We start from the raw sequence: 14,009 nt of genomic DNA on the forward strand, positions 1-14,009 counted from the left end.
CCTCCACTAAACTATTATAATAATATATTAAACTAAAATATAGAAAAATAAAAGGTATAAATCATTAAATTTGAAAAGAATTTATTTTTTTAGAAGAGGGAATTTTTATGAAAAAAGGCTACCAAAAGGTAGCCTCTTTTTCTTGTTTGTCCACCTAAAAGTTTTTAGGGGAGTTTAATACTCAAGTATTAAAATTTACTATTTGCCAGCCATTTGTTTTTCAGCCATTTCGACTAATTTTTTAGTCATATAGCCACCAACATAGCCATTTTGTCTTGCAGTTAAATTGCCTTTATCTACTGCTTCATAGTTAGCCATACCTAATTCGTTAGCTATTTCTAGTTTCATTTGGTTTAATGCAGCTTTAGCTTCAGGGACAACTTGTCTGTTATTAGAATTTGCCATAGTAAATTCCTCCTTAAGTTAATCAACATTTTATTTAATGTTGTTATTTATAATTTATCCAAAGCGAAATATTATATGCTAAAAGAAAATGGAAGAGAAGTTATTTTTTATGATTAGCCATACAATTTGATATAATTTATACTAAAAATTTTTATAATAATATAGATTTTATTAAAGAATTTAAAAAATTGGTTATTTTTTATTAAATATAAAAATAGATTTTTAATATATAGGATTGGAGGAGGATGATATGTTTGCTAGAACGAGGGCTTTTTTAAGCAGTATTATTCTATTTTTACTTGGGTTAGTTTTGGTTTTTTCTTTAGTTTATTGTATAAGGATATTTTTGAACGAGCAAAATGAGGACATACCAATATACAGAGTGGAGACAGACAAAAAAGAAATAGCATTAACTTTTGATATATCTTATAACGAAGGAAATGTAGATAAAATATTAGATGTATTGGATAAATATGATGTAAAGGCGACTTTTTTTGTAGTGGGCAATTGGGTAGATAACAATCAAGATGTTGTGAAAAAAATTCACGACAGAGGACATGAAATAGGAAACCACTCTTATTCACATCCTTATTTTAATGAAATATCAGAGTCAGAGATGAAAACTGAATTAGACAAGACATCTAAGAAGATTAAAGATATAATAGGAGAAGAGACCACATTATTTAGACCTCCATATGGAGAAATAAATGAAAATGGTGTTAAGTACTGTGAATCTTTAGGGTACAAAGTTATAAATTGGGATGTAGATTCAATGGACTGGAAAAATATAAAAGGAATTTATATAGTAGATAGAGTTGCACAAAATACATCACCAGGTTCAATAATATTATTCCATGGAGAAGGCCGTAATATCGATGATTATCTAGATTCAATTATTGCGCATTTTCAAAAAAACGGGTATAAGATGTTAAAATTATCAGATTTAGTATATGACGAGGATTATTACATAGACTCATCTGGAGTTCAAAGACATAAATAATAACAGATACATAAAAATAAAATGTAATAAATATGATTTTTTCAAAATATATTTATAACATATAGAAGATAAAGAAACAATTAACAATTCGGGGGGATAAAAAGTATGGTAGTTATGAAAGACGATACAAATATTGTAAATCTAACTGGGGAACTTGAAGATAATTTAGAATTTAGTCATGAGATATTTGGAGAAAAGTTTTTTAATACAAAGATAAAAATAAATAGATTGAGTGATTCTTATGATATTTTGCCTATGACGATTTCAGAAAGGTTATTACAAGAATTAGACTTTGATAATAACAAGCTTGTGACTGTCTCCGGTCAACTTAGATCTTACAATAAAAATGTAGGTGAAAAAAATAAATTGATTTTAACAGTATTTGTACGAGAAATAAAACCAAAAGAAGAGGAAAATAAAGATCCTAATAGCATTTTCTTGGATGGATATATATGCAAACGTCCAGTATATAGAAAAACGCCTTTAGGTAGAGAAATAACAGATTTATTAGTGGCGATAAATAGACCATATAATAAATCAGATTATATACCTTCTATTGTATGGGGACGTAATGCCAAATTTGCACGAAATTTAAAAGTAGGCGACAGAATACAGATGTGGGGGAGAATACAAAGTCGATCATATGAAAAGAAGATAGATGAAGACACAGTAGTTAAGAAAGTTGCTTATGAAGTTTCAGTTTCAAAAATAAAGAAAATAGAAGAAGACGAAAATATAAATATTTAAGTGTTAAAACTTATTCAAAAGATGTAAAATAGATATAAGAAATATATATGATTTATCCTCTAGTATTAATGGAGGATTTTTTGTTTAAAAAAAGTCAAAAGAGGAGGTTTTTTATGTCAATTAATTATACATTAGTGTCAATTATAATGTTGTTTGTAATTCTTATAAGCATCCAATTTACACTTAATAAAATATTTATGATTTTAAAAGAAATTAGAGATATACTTTTGAACAAAAAAATAAAAGATGATTATAATGAAGGAACTAGAAAATATTAAAGCTATATATTAAAAAAGTTATCCAGACTCAGGACAACGATTTACTAAATAAATATATATTTATAGTGCAATATTTCTATTTTATTATATTAATATAAAATAAAATAGGACATGCAAGACGTGATTTTGATTTTTTAGTTAAGTTATTTAGGAGGTAAGATAGTGAGAGATATAAGAAAAGAATTAATAGATATATTAATTGCCGAGGTAAAACCTGCACTAGGTTGTACTGAACCAGTAGCAGTAGCCCTGGCTTGTGCAAAAGCTAAAGAATTATTAGGTGAAGAAATAGTAGAAAATAGAATATTAGTAAGTCCAAGTATTTATAAAAACGGGATGTGCGTAGGTATTCCAGGAACAGAAAGATTAGGACTAAAAATAGCTGTTGCAATGGGATTTGTAGGTGGACATTCTGAAAATGGTCTAACAGTATTAGAAACATTAGATGAAACTCAAGTAAGAGAATCTGAAAAATATATGGATACAACTCCTATAGATATTGTTCCAGCACAAACAAAAGATAAAGTATTTATAGAAGTAGATTTAAGAGGAAAAAATAATATAGCAAAAGTAGTTATAAAAGAAAAACATGACAACTTTATATATTTACAAAGAAATCATGAAATTTTACTTGATACAGGTGAGTACAATCAAGAAGTAGATGCAAAAGCGGCAGATAAAAATACAGTTATTAAAAAAGAAACTTTCATGGACACTACTAATGTAAAAGAAATAGTAAAAAATGTTGAAAATATGGATTTAGAAGACATTAAATTCTTATTAGATGGTGTAAAAATGAATCTTGAAATAGCTGATTATGGTTTAGAAAATAAAGCTGGAATAGGTGTTGGATTCGGTATAAAAAAAGCTAAAGAAGAAGGGTACATGGCTGATGATTTAATGACAGAGGCAATGATGTTAACAGCAGCTGCATCAGATGCTAGAATGGCTGGAATAAAAATGCCTGTTATGAGTTCAAATGGAAGTGGGAATCACGGTTTAACAGCAATACTTCCAATAGTAGCATATAGCAATAAATTCCCTCAAAATGATGAAAAACTAGCAAAAGCATTAGCAATATCACACTTAGTAACTGGATATATTAAAAATTATACAGGGAGATTATCGGCAGTTTGTGGATGTGGAGTAGCAGCATCAACTGGAGCGGCAGCAGGGATTTCTTGGTTAATGGATGAAGATATAACTCATATAAAAGGTGCAATCGAAAATATGATAGCAAACTTAAGTGGAATGATTTGTGATGGAGCTAAAGCTGGTTGTGCACTTAAATTAGCATCAGCAGCATCAGCGGCAGTTCAAAGTGCAATAATAGCAAAACAAGGATTCCATGTTCCACCAAAAAATGGAATAGTTGGAGATAAAGTAGAACAATCTATTAGAAACTTAGGTAAAGTAAGTGATGAAGGTATGACAGTTACAGACGAAGTAATAATAGATGTTATGAATGATATAAATAAGGTAAAATAGTAAAAATACATATAAAAATAGGTAAATCTTTTAAATGTATTTATTAATAAAAATAGAGGCGAGATAATACTATTCAATCTGCCTCTATTTTTATTGTGAAAATTATAAGAAAATTTAAATATGGAAAAAATTGCATTGAGTAAAAAATAACTAAATTTACTAAAATTATCATTTTTTGTGTATACTTTACTATGTGAATTATTTAGTTAAAATAACTAATCTAGGGAATTAGCCAGATTATCTAGAGTTTAAAGAGAGGGTTAATAACATGGAGGGGAAAAAAATCCAAGACTATATGAATGATATAGACGAAGAATTTTTACAATCTGAAAGGTTAATTACAAAAAACGGGTTAAATAATTTAAGTAAAAAAAACAAGAAAGCTGGACTAAAAACAATACTACTAATAATGTTTTTTATATGTATTTGGATATTTACATATATAGCATCAAATAAAAATACAATATTCTTAGCTCAGTCAGTCGGAAATGTCAGTGCTAGATATGTAGAGAGAGCACCAATAATAGAGTATGAGAATAAGCAAGAAGAGTTAAATGAGGAAGAACTTTTCATGAAAAAAAATACTATAATTGCTAAGGGTAGAGTAAAAAATGTTAGGAATATAAGAATTAAATTCAACAATGAAATGATTTATCGTGCAGTAGCAGAAATTGAAATTACACAATCATATAGAGGAAATTGTAAATCAGGTGAATTAATATCTGTATTAATTCCATGCACAATTCATATTGGATTAGATGCTTTAGAACATGAAGTTATTTCTAATTTAAGAGTAGGGATGAATGGAATTTTTATGATGGAAAAGTATGATCAACATTCTTATATCGAAGAAGAGGGCACTATATTATATTTAGAAGACTTGGCTGAATATGGATTTATAGATGCTCATAAATATGGATTTTTAGAAAATAAAGGTCAATTAATATTTGATAGATATACATTTAAAAGTATAGAAAAAGCAACAAAATTAGATGAAGTTGAATCATACATCAAAAAGATGATAGAATAATTATATAACTATTCTTTGTGACTATTTAATATAGACAGAATTTATTAATCATTATAAAATAGATATATTAACGATTATGGAGGAACAATAATGGATATAGAAAAAAAAGTTTGGGAAGTATTATGTTCTGAAGAGGACTTAAATAAAAGAATAAAAGAATTAGGAGCCCAAATTACAGAAGATTATAAAGATAAAAATCTAATGGTTATATCTTTATTAAGAGGTAGTTTCGTATTTTGTGCAGATTTAGTTAGAGCTATCGATTTAAAAACAAAAATTGATTTCATGACTACACAAAGTTACGGAGATGGTTTCTCTACAAGTGGAAATGTAGAAGTTGTAAACGATATAAAAGGAAGCCTAGAAGGATATGATGTATTAGTTGTAGATGATATAACTGATTCAGCACTTACAATGGATTATGTTATAAGACATTTAAAAGAAAAAAATCCAAAAAGTATAAAATCTTGTGTTTTACTTGATAAACCAAGTAGAAGAAGAGTAGAATTAGTTCCAGATTATTGTGGTTTCACAATAGAAGATAAATTCGTAGTAGGTTACGGATTAAACTATGGAGACCATTACAGAAATATACCATATGTATTTGTTGTAACTGATAAAGATAGATAGTAGTAAATGGGGTAACATTTTGTTACCCCATTATTTATATAAATTAATATTAAAGTTTCATAAATAATTAAATCTTAGTGCTTTTATTGTCTTTTAATTTTTCTATTCTGTATCCGATTTCTTTATTTGCTAGTTTATATCCTTCTTTAATCATATCTTCTCGACTAATAGCATTACCCAATAAAGAATCTATAGTAAGCTGATTTCTATCTTCAAAATATTTTTCAAGAAGCTGTTCCTCTAACTCAGATTGTACTTTTAAATCACCTTCATGCATTATATGTTTTACATCAAAGCCTGCCTTTATTAATTCTTTACCTAGTAATATCGCACGATGGCATCTAATAGGCTCTTGCATTGCACCAAGCAGTACTATTTTATAATTTTTAGAGCAGCCAACTTTTAATCTTTCTATTCCTCTTTTAAATTCATCTTCTAAAATTACTTTATCAAAATCTGCATATCCTTCATCATTATAGCTGACTTTAGTTTTTCTTTTTGCACCAAATTCATCAGCCATATAGATATATGTATATCCTAAATTTTTTAGAGTTTCGTGGAGAAATTCTTTATTATATTGAGTGTTATATTTTGAGTAAGGGGTAGATCTTATATCAACTACACAATTTATATCGTATTTTTTTAATATTTCTATAAACTTATCAAACGGATAATTAGAATGACCTAATGTATAAATTTCTATTTTAACCACATCCTTAATATATTTTAATTATATAAATATAATACCCAAATTTTAATATGAAATTTTGAAAAATAGTATTAGCTAATTGATTTTATTTAAAGATAAACATAAAAACTCAAATATAAAAATAGAAAAAATTTAAAAATTAAGCTAAAAATAGAATTTTTATTGTAAACAATGGCAATACTTATTAATAACATATAGTAAGTAAATTTATTGACAATTAAATTAAAAAATAATAATATTAAAATATAAATTATAAAACAAATCCATTGATAAGGAAGAGTAATTAAGTTTAGGTTCGATATAGAGAGTTGAGGATGGTGGAATCTCAACAAGAAAGAATTTAATGAATGGGCCTTTTAGGAGTAAATTGAAATCTTTATGAGAGTAGACTTTACCGTGTGTTGCACGTTATAGCAACTGAGGTATTATATAGTACTGAGAATTAAGTGATGTATTTTTTAATACATAATTTAGGTGGCAACGCGGATATAACACTCCGTCCTATAGTTTTAGGACGGAGTTTTTTATTATAAAAATATTTAAGACGTATTAACAATATAAGGAGATGAAAAAATGAGCAAAAAAACTATATTAACAGGGGATAGACCTACTGGAAAGCTACATTTAGGACATTATACAGGTTCTCTTAAAAATAGGGTAGCTCTACAAAACGAAGATAAATACAATATGTTCGTAATGATAGCTGACCAACAAGCATTAACTGATAATGCTAAAAATCCAAAAAAAATAGTAGATAATTTATTAGAAGTAGCTATGGACTATATGGCTGTTGGATTAGACCCAACAAAAACAAATTTATTTATACAATCTCAAATTCCAGAATTAGCAGAGCTTACAATGTACTACTTAAACTTAGTAACAGTTTCTAGACTACATAGAAACCCAACTGTAAAATCTGAAATACAACAAAAAGGATTTGGAGAAAGTATACCAGCAGGGTTCTTCATATACCCAGTGAGTCAAGTTGCTGATATAACTGCATTTAAAGCTGATTTAGTTCCAGTTGGAAATGACCAAAAACCAATGATAGAACAAACTAGAGAAATAGTAAGAAGTTTCAACACTACATACGGAGATGTATTAGTTGAGCCAGAAGGAATGTACCCAGAAGGTATAGCAGGAAGACTTCCAGGACTTGATGGAAAAGCAAAAATGAGTAAATCATTAGGAAATGCTATATACTTAAGTGATGATGCTGACGAAGTTAGAAAAAAAGTAATGTCAATGTTTACAGATCCAAACCATATAAGAGTTGAAGACCCAGGTTGTGTTGAAAATAACGCAGTATTCACATACCTAGATGCTTTCTGTAAAGATAAAGATGCATTAGAAGAAATGAAAGCTCATTATAGACGTGGTGGACTTGGAGATGTTAAAGTTAAGAGATACTTAAACGACATATTACAAGCTGAATTAGATCCAATCAGAGCGAGAAGAAAAGAATTAGAACAAAATCCAGATTATATATATGAAATTCTTAAAAAAGGTAGCAAAAGAGCAAGAGCAGTAGCAGCTCAAACTTTAAGCGAAGTTAGAGATGCTATGGGAATAGAGTATTTTAAAGGAATGAACTTTTAATAAAGATTTAATATAAATTAAAAAGGCTGAAATATAATTTAAATTATATTTCGGTCTTTTTTTATTTTTTCTTAGAATTAAACTATAAGAAATTACAGTAAAAATAAGATTTAAGTTTATATTTATAAATAAATTTTTTATAAATTAAAAAAATTACGTTCTGCTCTATATTTCGACAATTTTTGCTATACACACTATGATATAATCGTGGATAGATTTTGTTAAAAAGGGAATTAGTTTTAAATATGGATATAAATATATAATTATTTTTTTAGATTATGGAATAAATATTTATAAATCAAAGGAAGGAAGAACAATGAATTTTCTTGGTCAAACTACAATAATAAAAAGTATAGGGGTATTAAGTAAAAATCTATATAAAAAGAAAGTAGAGACAATAGGATTTATTTTATTAGAGTTGTTATTAGGTTCAATTTCTTTATTTGTTTTTTCTGCATGTGCAGTGGCAGAAATGAAAACAGAAAGTGGTAATATCCCATATTTTTGTTCTATAGTTGAGATTATAGAGGCAATATCAATTTTAATATTAACAAAAATGATTTTATTAAATGAATCAGAAAATAAAATAGATAGAAAATTAAATCTTAAATATATAAGTATATGGATTATAACTTTTATAGGAATAGTTATAATCTCTAAATCAGTTGATATACTTGTTATTAACAATTTAAAATCATCATTTTATAACATAATGGGTAGAATGAGTGAATTTTCTTTAGTAAGAGCAGTAATAATGTACTTATGCTTAAGTATGATTGTTGCGATACCAATGTATTTAATATCATATACTAGATTTAATATTGTTAAAGGAAATAATGAGATATCTCTAATAACTGCTTTAAAAAGCTTTTTTAGAAATATACTAGTAATATTAATTTTTTGGATATTAGATAAAAGTATAGAAGTTTTAAGTCTGATACTTATATCAAAATACTACTTAATATGTGGTGCTATATGTTCTATAACATCTGCACTATATTTAGCTTTAGTAGTGTCTAGTGCTTATGTAAGTGTAGAAAATGATTTGCAAAAATACGACAAAAATGCATGTTAAATTAAGATAGTTTAAGTTAAAGATCAAACAATAAATCATGATATAAAATTAATTTATGAAAGAGGGTAAGTTTGATGAAAAAAAATAAGTTAAAGAATATCTTAATTTTTATAGTTATTATTATTTTATGCATATATGGTTTTAAAAAGATAACTAATATGGGGAGTAAATTTACTTCTAAAGATAATCTCAAAGTAGATTGTGAGCATGAATGGGACAATCTAAATGATAAAGATAAAAAGATAATAAAACAAGTTATATCCCTTGCAAAAAAGAAACTAGGTACAGAATATGTCTGGGGAGGAAAGGGCGAAATAATAACTGAAGAAAGATATAATGAGCTTGTAAAATGTTATGGAGAAAGCTATTATCCATTAGATAAAAAGGATTATATCGGTATTCAAGGATTTGATTGTTCTGGTCTTACATATTGGACATATAAAGAAGTATCGGGTGTAAATATCGGTTATTCAACAAGTCAACAGCAAGAAGTACTCAAAAAATATAAAGTAAAAGATACACTTCAGCCAGGAGATTTGATATTTACAACTAGACATGTAGTTCTTTATATAGGAGATGGATATGTTATACATTCAAAAAACAAATACAAATACCCAACAGGAGGAATTAAGAAGGATTCTGTGAAGTGGTATAAAAAAGGGACAGCTTATAGAGTAATCGATTATATAAATGACCAAAAATAATAAATTTATTAATCGATTACCATAAATATAAATAAACAAATATGAGGGAGAGTTATAAGCTAAAAAATAAAAGGGAGATTATCTATGGTATTATGTGAAAGGTGTGGAAAGCACAACGAAGATTACTGTAATTATTGCAGTGATGAGGGAAATGAAATGTCTACTTTTGAAAGAAAGTTGATATTAAACGAAAATGAAAATAAATATTGTGATGGATGTGGTCATGAAACAAAATCAAATCAAATTTACTGCTCAGAATGTGGTAAATTATTAAGCCAAGTGGGGAAAAGAAGAAAAACTAAAAGAAAAATAACTCAAAATACTGGAAATATTAATAATCCAAGTTTAGGCTCAATAAATGAGGCAACAGGAGCTATGGCTAAAGAGGCAAAGAAAATATTTGGCGATTTACCTAGTTTCTTCGGAAATACAATTGATGAGCTAAAGAGCTTTAGCTATGTATCATTTGCTCAAAACAATATAAATACAGCATTAAAAACAGATGGAATATCAATAGTATTAATGCTTATCTATATGTTTATACAATTACAATTAGGTGATTCATTGTTAAATGAATTAGTTGAAGATACTTCAATGGAATTATCAAGCTTTAAACAAGTGGTATTTGGTATAGCATCTATGAATGCACCGAAAATCGTGATAAATGCATTATTTAATACTGTTAATGTATCGATAGCAGCTAGAATAATAATTACTCCAATAATTACAGGATTCATTATATATCTAGTAACAAGATTTATATATAGCAAAACTGAAGTTAAATCACTTCCAACAGCAGTGTTATGTGCTCTTGTATATGCAGCAATTATAACAGTAATATCTTTATTTGCAAGAGTAAATGTTTCGGAAGATTTATATACTAATATAAAAATTTATATTTCAGTTTTTAGTGTATTTATTAATTCATTTATAATATCTTTTATTGCGAATATATTAGCATTAGAAAAACAAAACTCTAAAAAAGTCGGAACGCTATCTAATATATTTAAAAATAACTTATTTATTTTAGGGGCAACATTACTTGCATTTACAATAATATTCCTTGCATGGATGTATATAAAAGTAGGCTCATTTACAGATATATTACGTATTTTAAAAGCTAGACTAGCAATAGGTGGATATATAGATAGTTACAACGATATATTAGGATTTAGCGGAATGAAATTAAATATAATTTGGTTTGTGTACATGGTGATAATAGGATTAATGATGAGCTCATGGTTAATACTTATGTCACATCTTGTAGCTATAAAATTTGCGACTTTATCTGTAAGTTTATTCTCATTTGTTGAACAAGGAGAAGGAATGTGGATATTATTAATTTTAATTCCAATTGCTACACTTATTATAATTGGTAGAATGATAAAGAAAAGACACGGAGAAGAAAATCACAATATAATAGGTATTTATAGTATATCTTATACAGCTATAATGGGATTAATATCATATTTTTCAACAATTACAATAAGTGGGAATGCAGCTGAAGATTTAATTTCGCTAATATCTAGCTTTACTACATCATCAGGAAGTGTTGACTTTACACTTGGAACTAATCTATTTGCAACAATAATAACTGTGTTTATATTTAGTACGGTATTTATGTATATAGGATATAAAACTAAGAAAATTGAAAACTAAAATAGAGGAGAATTAATATTATGGCTACTAGACAAGAAATAATGAAAGAAATAGATAGATTAAATAAATCAGTAGAGGATGCAAATTTAAGAAAAGAGGAAGCTCTTTTAAACTTAGGTATATTAGTATATCAAAAAGTTAGAGAAGGGTTACTTGATAATGAAGAAATAGATCAAATATGTGAACCTATAATAGGATTTGATCATGTAATATATGACGCAAAAGTTAAGATACATAATCATAAAAAAGGGTTAGAAGGTATTAAATGTAGTTGTGGAGCATCTTTAAATCCAGAAGATAGATTCTGTGGAGCTTGTGGTAAAAAGGTTGAACTTCCAGTTGATAATACTGAATATATGACATGTGAAAGATGTTTATCAGAAATAGATAGTACTTCAACATTCTGTCCATGTTGTGGAATAAAACTATAAAGATAAAAGTTAATATATAAAATAAAAAGAGTATAAAATATATAAAATTATTTTATACTCTTTTTTTTATAACATATAGGAAATTATATTTCACCTTCTATAACTTCAGCAATTCTATGAAGAAGGTGAGAAAATGCAAAGAATGTTGTTTCAAATCGTATATAATCTAGAACATTTTCATCCCATAAAAACTTAATTTCAGGTGGAAAGTCACAATCTTCTTCAAAAAATAGAAATTTGACTGGTAGGAAATCGAATATATTTATTATATATCCAACGTCTGCTTCATTTATTTTTTGACCACCTAATTTCTCACATGCTTTAGATAAAAGATTTATATTGTTGGAAAATAGGGTTTCGTATTTTTTAAACATAGTATTCTTTCCACCAACATTACCTACATTGACAACTCCTTTTAAACTATTGGGAGTGCACCAATTACCAGATAAATGCAAATGTTCTTTTGAATAATCAAATAAGTCTAAAATAGACATAACTTCATTATAGGTCGCATTTATATAAGTATTATTTTTAGATAAATATTGGATACTTCCATTTTGTCTATTTAAGCGATACTTTTGACCTATAAAATTGATATAAAGATAGTGTTCATCTAACTCTAAATTGAATTTTTTGGCGATTTTTTCATGATTCCATTTAGGAAAGAGTATTAAAGCTTTTTGTGTTTGAATTTCATAATTTGATTTTTGGTTAGTCATATAAATATTCTCCTTGTATATCATTATATAATGACAATCCTAGATGACTGTATTTACTTTTAGAGTAGTAGATTTTAATAACTTATGCAATTGAAATGGTTGTAAATCTTAGAAATGAAGAAAGTTATAAAGAAAAAAGGAACGAAATAAATATAAATTTATCTCATTCCATAAGTTTGACCCTATTAATCTTGATAATTTATAAAATAGTCAGAGTATTTTACTAACATAGCTGAGCTATTTTTAAAACCATCATATATATGTTTACTAAAGATTGTTTCTAATGCTTGTGTATCTTTCTTAGTAAGTGCATCAAAAATCATACGATGTTCTTCGTATAGATGTTGAATGTTGTTTTCCCCTTGTAAATTTACTAAAGAACGAAATCTTTCGTAGTGATGATTTATTCCTAAAACCATATTCCATATGTTTTCTTTTCCTGCAATACGGAAAATTAATCTATGGAAGTTGTTATCGTATTTAATAAAATCATTTACTGAATTTTCGTTTTCAGTTGCACCTTGTAAGAATAATTTTTGTTCATTTAGATTAAACTCTAGTTTTAGTTCGTCTGCCTCTGTAAGAGTCATAGTAAGATCTTTTAAGATGGATAATTCAACTACTTTACGGACATAAAGAACATCCGAAATTTGGTTTATATCCATTAATGATACAAAAGTACCTATGTGAGGTTTTACTTCGAGTAAACCTTCGTTAGATAAAGCTTTAAATGCGTCACGCACCGGTGTACGAGATACATTGAACTTTGAAGCTATATCTGTTTCGCTTATTGAACTTCCTGGAGCTAATCTAAGGCTTAAAATTTCTGCTTTTAAACCTTCATAAACAATATTTGATGAAGCATTGCTTTTTTTTAATTTCATCTAACTGTACCCCTATTTTGTTTTATTGTTTAGTTTACGATTGTTTAGTTTAAGGTATTGAAAAATACCCTCTCGAGATTCTAGCATATTTCAAGATATAATGTCAATCCAATTAAAAACACTATAATTATGACTATAAAATAGTAAATATTTTTATAGGATTTATTTGTTAATTTTATTAAGATTGAGTGCTTATTATTTTAAAAAACTTTGTTATAAAAAAGATTATCGGTATATTTTTGCTATTTTTTATTATGTTTTCCTATAAAAATGAGAATTATAACGAGTTTAGGAAAATGTTTTTGTAAACGTGAAAATGATTTGTTTTTACATATTATGGAATAGAAAAGGGATGTAAAAATGGGACAAAAATAAAGTCTTGTATACTAGTTTATATTAAAAGTTATATAAATATAAAAAATGATAAAAAAATTTTATAAGATTTTAAAAATAGAAAAACCAACAGGGACAATGCTTTCACGGGTATGATTGTTAAAAAATAAACTAATATTTACAAAAAAACATAAAAAAACATAAAAATGGTATTTACAACTTGTATACAAGTATGTTACTATAAGTTTGTTATTAAAATAACACAATCGATTGAGTGGTGATTGGTGAAAACGGAATCACGGGAAAATAATAATAACA

15 protein-coding genes and 1 other annotated feature are annotated in these 14,009 nt (G+C 26.9%); of the genes, 11 read left to right on the forward strand and 4 right to left on the reverse strand.

Going from position 1 to position 14,009, the window contains the following annotated elements; all coding sequences use genetic code 11:
• Positions 1-198: 198 nt before the first annotated feature.
• Positions 199-405 carry an alpha/beta-type small acid-soluble spore protein gene (locus ABCM86_RS09355; RefSeq protein WP_022071835.1) on the reverse strand — a complete coding sequence of 69 codons (207 nt, stop codon included), beginning with the start codon at positions 403-405 and terminating at the stop codon, positions 199-201.
• Positions 406-751: 346 nt separating this feature from the next.
• Between ABCM86_RS09355 and ABCM86_RS09360 the strand changes: the two genes are divergently transcribed.
• The 6 genes from ABCM86_RS09360 (at position 752) to hpt (ending at position 5,578) form a co-directional block, all read left to right on the forward strand.
• The gene (locus ABCM86_RS09360; RefSeq protein WP_243269628.1) at positions 752-1,405 is read left to right on the forward strand and encodes a polysaccharide deacetylase family protein; all 654 of its coding nucleotides are present in this window, start codon (positions 752-754) and stop codon (positions 1,403-1,405) included.
• A gap of 114 nt (positions 1,406-1,519) precedes the next feature.
• On the forward strand, positions 1,520-2,152 hold the full coding sequence (locus ABCM86_RS09365) for a single-stranded DNA-binding protein (protein ID WP_343003909.1): 633 nt from the start codon (positions 1,520-1,522) through the stop codon (positions 2,150-2,152).
• A gap of 113 nt (positions 2,153-2,265) precedes the next feature.
• Positions 2,266-2,430, forward strand: coding sequence for a hypothetical protein (locus tag ABCM86_RS09370; RefSeq protein WP_195931625.1), 165 nt, complete (start codon positions 2,266-2,268; stop codon positions 2,428-2,430).
• A gap of 162 nt (positions 2,431-2,592) precedes the next feature.
• Complete coding sequence (locus ABCM86_RS09375; protein ID WP_195931626.1) at positions 2,593-3,918, forward strand: L-serine ammonia-lyase, iron-sulfur-dependent, subunit alpha; 1,326 nt, start codon at positions 2,593-2,595, stop codon at positions 3,916-3,918.
• 268 nt (positions 3,919-4,186) lie between these two features.
• Positions 4,187-4,948, forward strand: a complete 762-nt coding sequence (locus ABCM86_RS09380) for a hypothetical protein (protein ID WP_195931627.1) — start codon at positions 4,187-4,189, stop codon at positions 4,946-4,948.
• 90 nt (positions 4,949-5,038) lie between these two features.
• A complete protein-coding gene (gene hpt, locus ABCM86_RS09385) occupies positions 5,039-5,578 on the forward strand; it encodes a hypoxanthine phosphoribosyltransferase (RefSeq protein WP_195931628.1) in 540 nt (179 codons plus the stop codon).
• 67 nt (positions 5,579-5,645) lie between these two features.
• Here hpt and ABCM86_RS09390 read toward each other — a convergent pair whose 3' ends face one another.
• On the reverse strand, positions 5,646-6,281 hold the full coding sequence (locus ABCM86_RS09390; protein WP_195931629.1) for a DUF488 domain-containing protein: 636 nt from the start codon (positions 6,279-6,281) through the stop codon (positions 5,646-5,648).
• A 263-nt stretch (positions 6,282-6,544) separates the two neighbouring features.
• Positions 6,545-6,794 (forward strand) — a binding site (T-box leader).
• A gap of 66 nt (positions 6,795-6,860) precedes the next feature.
• Between ABCM86_RS09390 and trpS the strand changes: the two genes are divergently transcribed.
• From trpS to ABCM86_RS09415, 5 genes are all read left to right on the forward strand, one after another.
• Positions 6,861-7,886 carry a tryptophan--tRNA ligase gene (gene trpS / locus ABCM86_RS09395; protein WP_343003890.1) on the forward strand — a complete coding sequence of 342 codons (1,026 nt, stop codon included), beginning with the start codon at positions 6,861-6,863 and terminating at the stop codon, positions 7,884-7,886.
• 316 nt (positions 7,887-8,202) lie between these two features.
• Entirely contained in the window at positions 8,203-8,961 is a 759-nt protein-coding gene (locus ABCM86_RS09400) for a hypothetical protein (RefSeq protein ID WP_295675754.1), read from the forward strand.
• Positions 8,962-9,035: 74 nt separating this feature from the next.
• Positions 9,036-9,665, forward strand: coding sequence for an NlpC/P60 family protein (locus ABCM86_RS09405; protein WP_295575550.1), 630 nt, complete (start codon positions 9,036-9,038; stop codon positions 9,663-9,665).
• Positions 9,666-9,749: 84 nt separating this feature from the next.
• Positions 9,750-11,324, forward strand: coding sequence for a hypothetical protein (locus tag ABCM86_RS09410; protein ID WP_343003891.1), 1,575 nt, complete (start codon positions 9,750-9,752; stop codon positions 11,322-11,324).
• Between the two features lie 20 nt (positions 11,325-11,344).
• Positions 11,345-11,755 carry a zinc ribbon domain-containing protein gene (locus ABCM86_RS09415; RefSeq protein ID WP_321037303.1) on the forward strand — a complete coding sequence of 137 codons (411 nt, stop codon included), beginning with the start codon at positions 11,345-11,347 and terminating at the stop codon, positions 11,753-11,755.
• 83 nt (positions 11,756-11,838) lie between these two features.
• Here the strand turns inward: ABCM86_RS09415 and ABCM86_RS09420 are convergent, their stop codons facing one another.
• The gene (locus ABCM86_RS09420) at positions 11,839-12,474 is read right to left on the reverse strand and encodes a DUF3786 domain-containing protein (RefSeq protein WP_321037304.1); all 636 of its coding nucleotides are present in this window, start codon (positions 12,472-12,474) and stop codon (positions 11,839-11,841) included.
• Between the two features lie 185 nt (positions 12,475-12,659).
• The gene (locus ABCM86_RS09425) at positions 12,660-13,358 is read right to left on the reverse strand and encodes a GntR family transcriptional regulator (protein ID WP_343003892.1); all 699 of its coding nucleotides are present in this window, start codon (positions 13,356-13,358) and stop codon (positions 12,660-12,662) included.
• Between the last annotated feature and the right edge of the window lie 651 nt (positions 13,359-14,009).

This window comes from Clostridium sp. 2218st1_F5_2218SCRN_220325, from assembly GCF_039062665.1.
Classification (GTDB): Bacteria; Bacillota; Clostridia; order Peptostreptococcales; family Peptostreptococcaceae; genus Intestinibacter.

Excerpts from the sequence above, each read along its gene's own strand:
- ABCM86_RS09355 (WP_022071835.1), bottom strand. The coding sequence starts at position 405 with ATGGCAAATTCTAATAACAGACAAGTTGTCCCTGAAGCTAAAGCTGCA.
- ABCM86_RS09365 (WP_343003909.1), top strand. The coding sequence starts at position 1,520 with ATGAAAGACGATACAAATATTGTAAATCTAACTGGGGAACTTGAAGAT.
- ABCM86_RS09370 (WP_195931625.1), top strand. The coding sequence starts at position 2,266 with ATGTCAATTAATTATACATTAGTGTCAATTATAATGTTGTTTGTAATT.
- ABCM86_RS09380 (WP_195931627.1), top strand. The coding sequence starts at position 4,187 with ATGGAGGGGAAAAAAATCCAAGACTATATGAATGATATAGACGAAGAA.
- hpt (WP_195931628.1), top strand. The coding sequence starts at position 5,039 with ATGGATATAGAAAAAAAAGTTTGGGAAGTATTATGTTCTGAAGAGGAC.
- trpS (WP_343003890.1), top strand. The coding sequence starts at position 6,861 with ATGAGCAAAAAAACTATATTAACAGGGGATAGACCTACTGGAAAGCTA.
- ABCM86_RS09400 (WP_295675754.1), top strand. The coding sequence starts at position 8,203 with ATGAATTTTCTTGGTCAAACTACAATAATAAAAAGTATAGGGGTATTA.
- ABCM86_RS09405 (WP_295575550.1), top strand. The coding sequence starts at position 9,036 with ATGAAAAAAAATAAGTTAAAGAATATCTTAATTTTTATAGTTATTATT.
- ABCM86_RS09410 (WP_343003891.1), top strand. The coding sequence starts at position 9,750 with ATGGTATTATGTGAAAGGTGTGGAAAGCACAACGAAGATTACTGTAAT.
- ABCM86_RS09415 (WP_321037303.1), top strand. The coding sequence starts at position 11,345 with ATGGCTACTAGACAAGAAATAATGAAAGAAATAGATAGATTAAATAAA.
- ABCM86_RS09420 (WP_321037304.1), bottom strand. The coding sequence starts at position 12,474 with ATGACTAACCAAAAATCAAATTATGAAATTCAAACACAAAAAGCTTTA.
- ABCM86_RS09425 (WP_343003892.1), bottom strand. The coding sequence starts at position 13,358 with ATGAAATTAAAAAAAAGCAATGCTTCATCAAATATTGTTTATGAAGGT.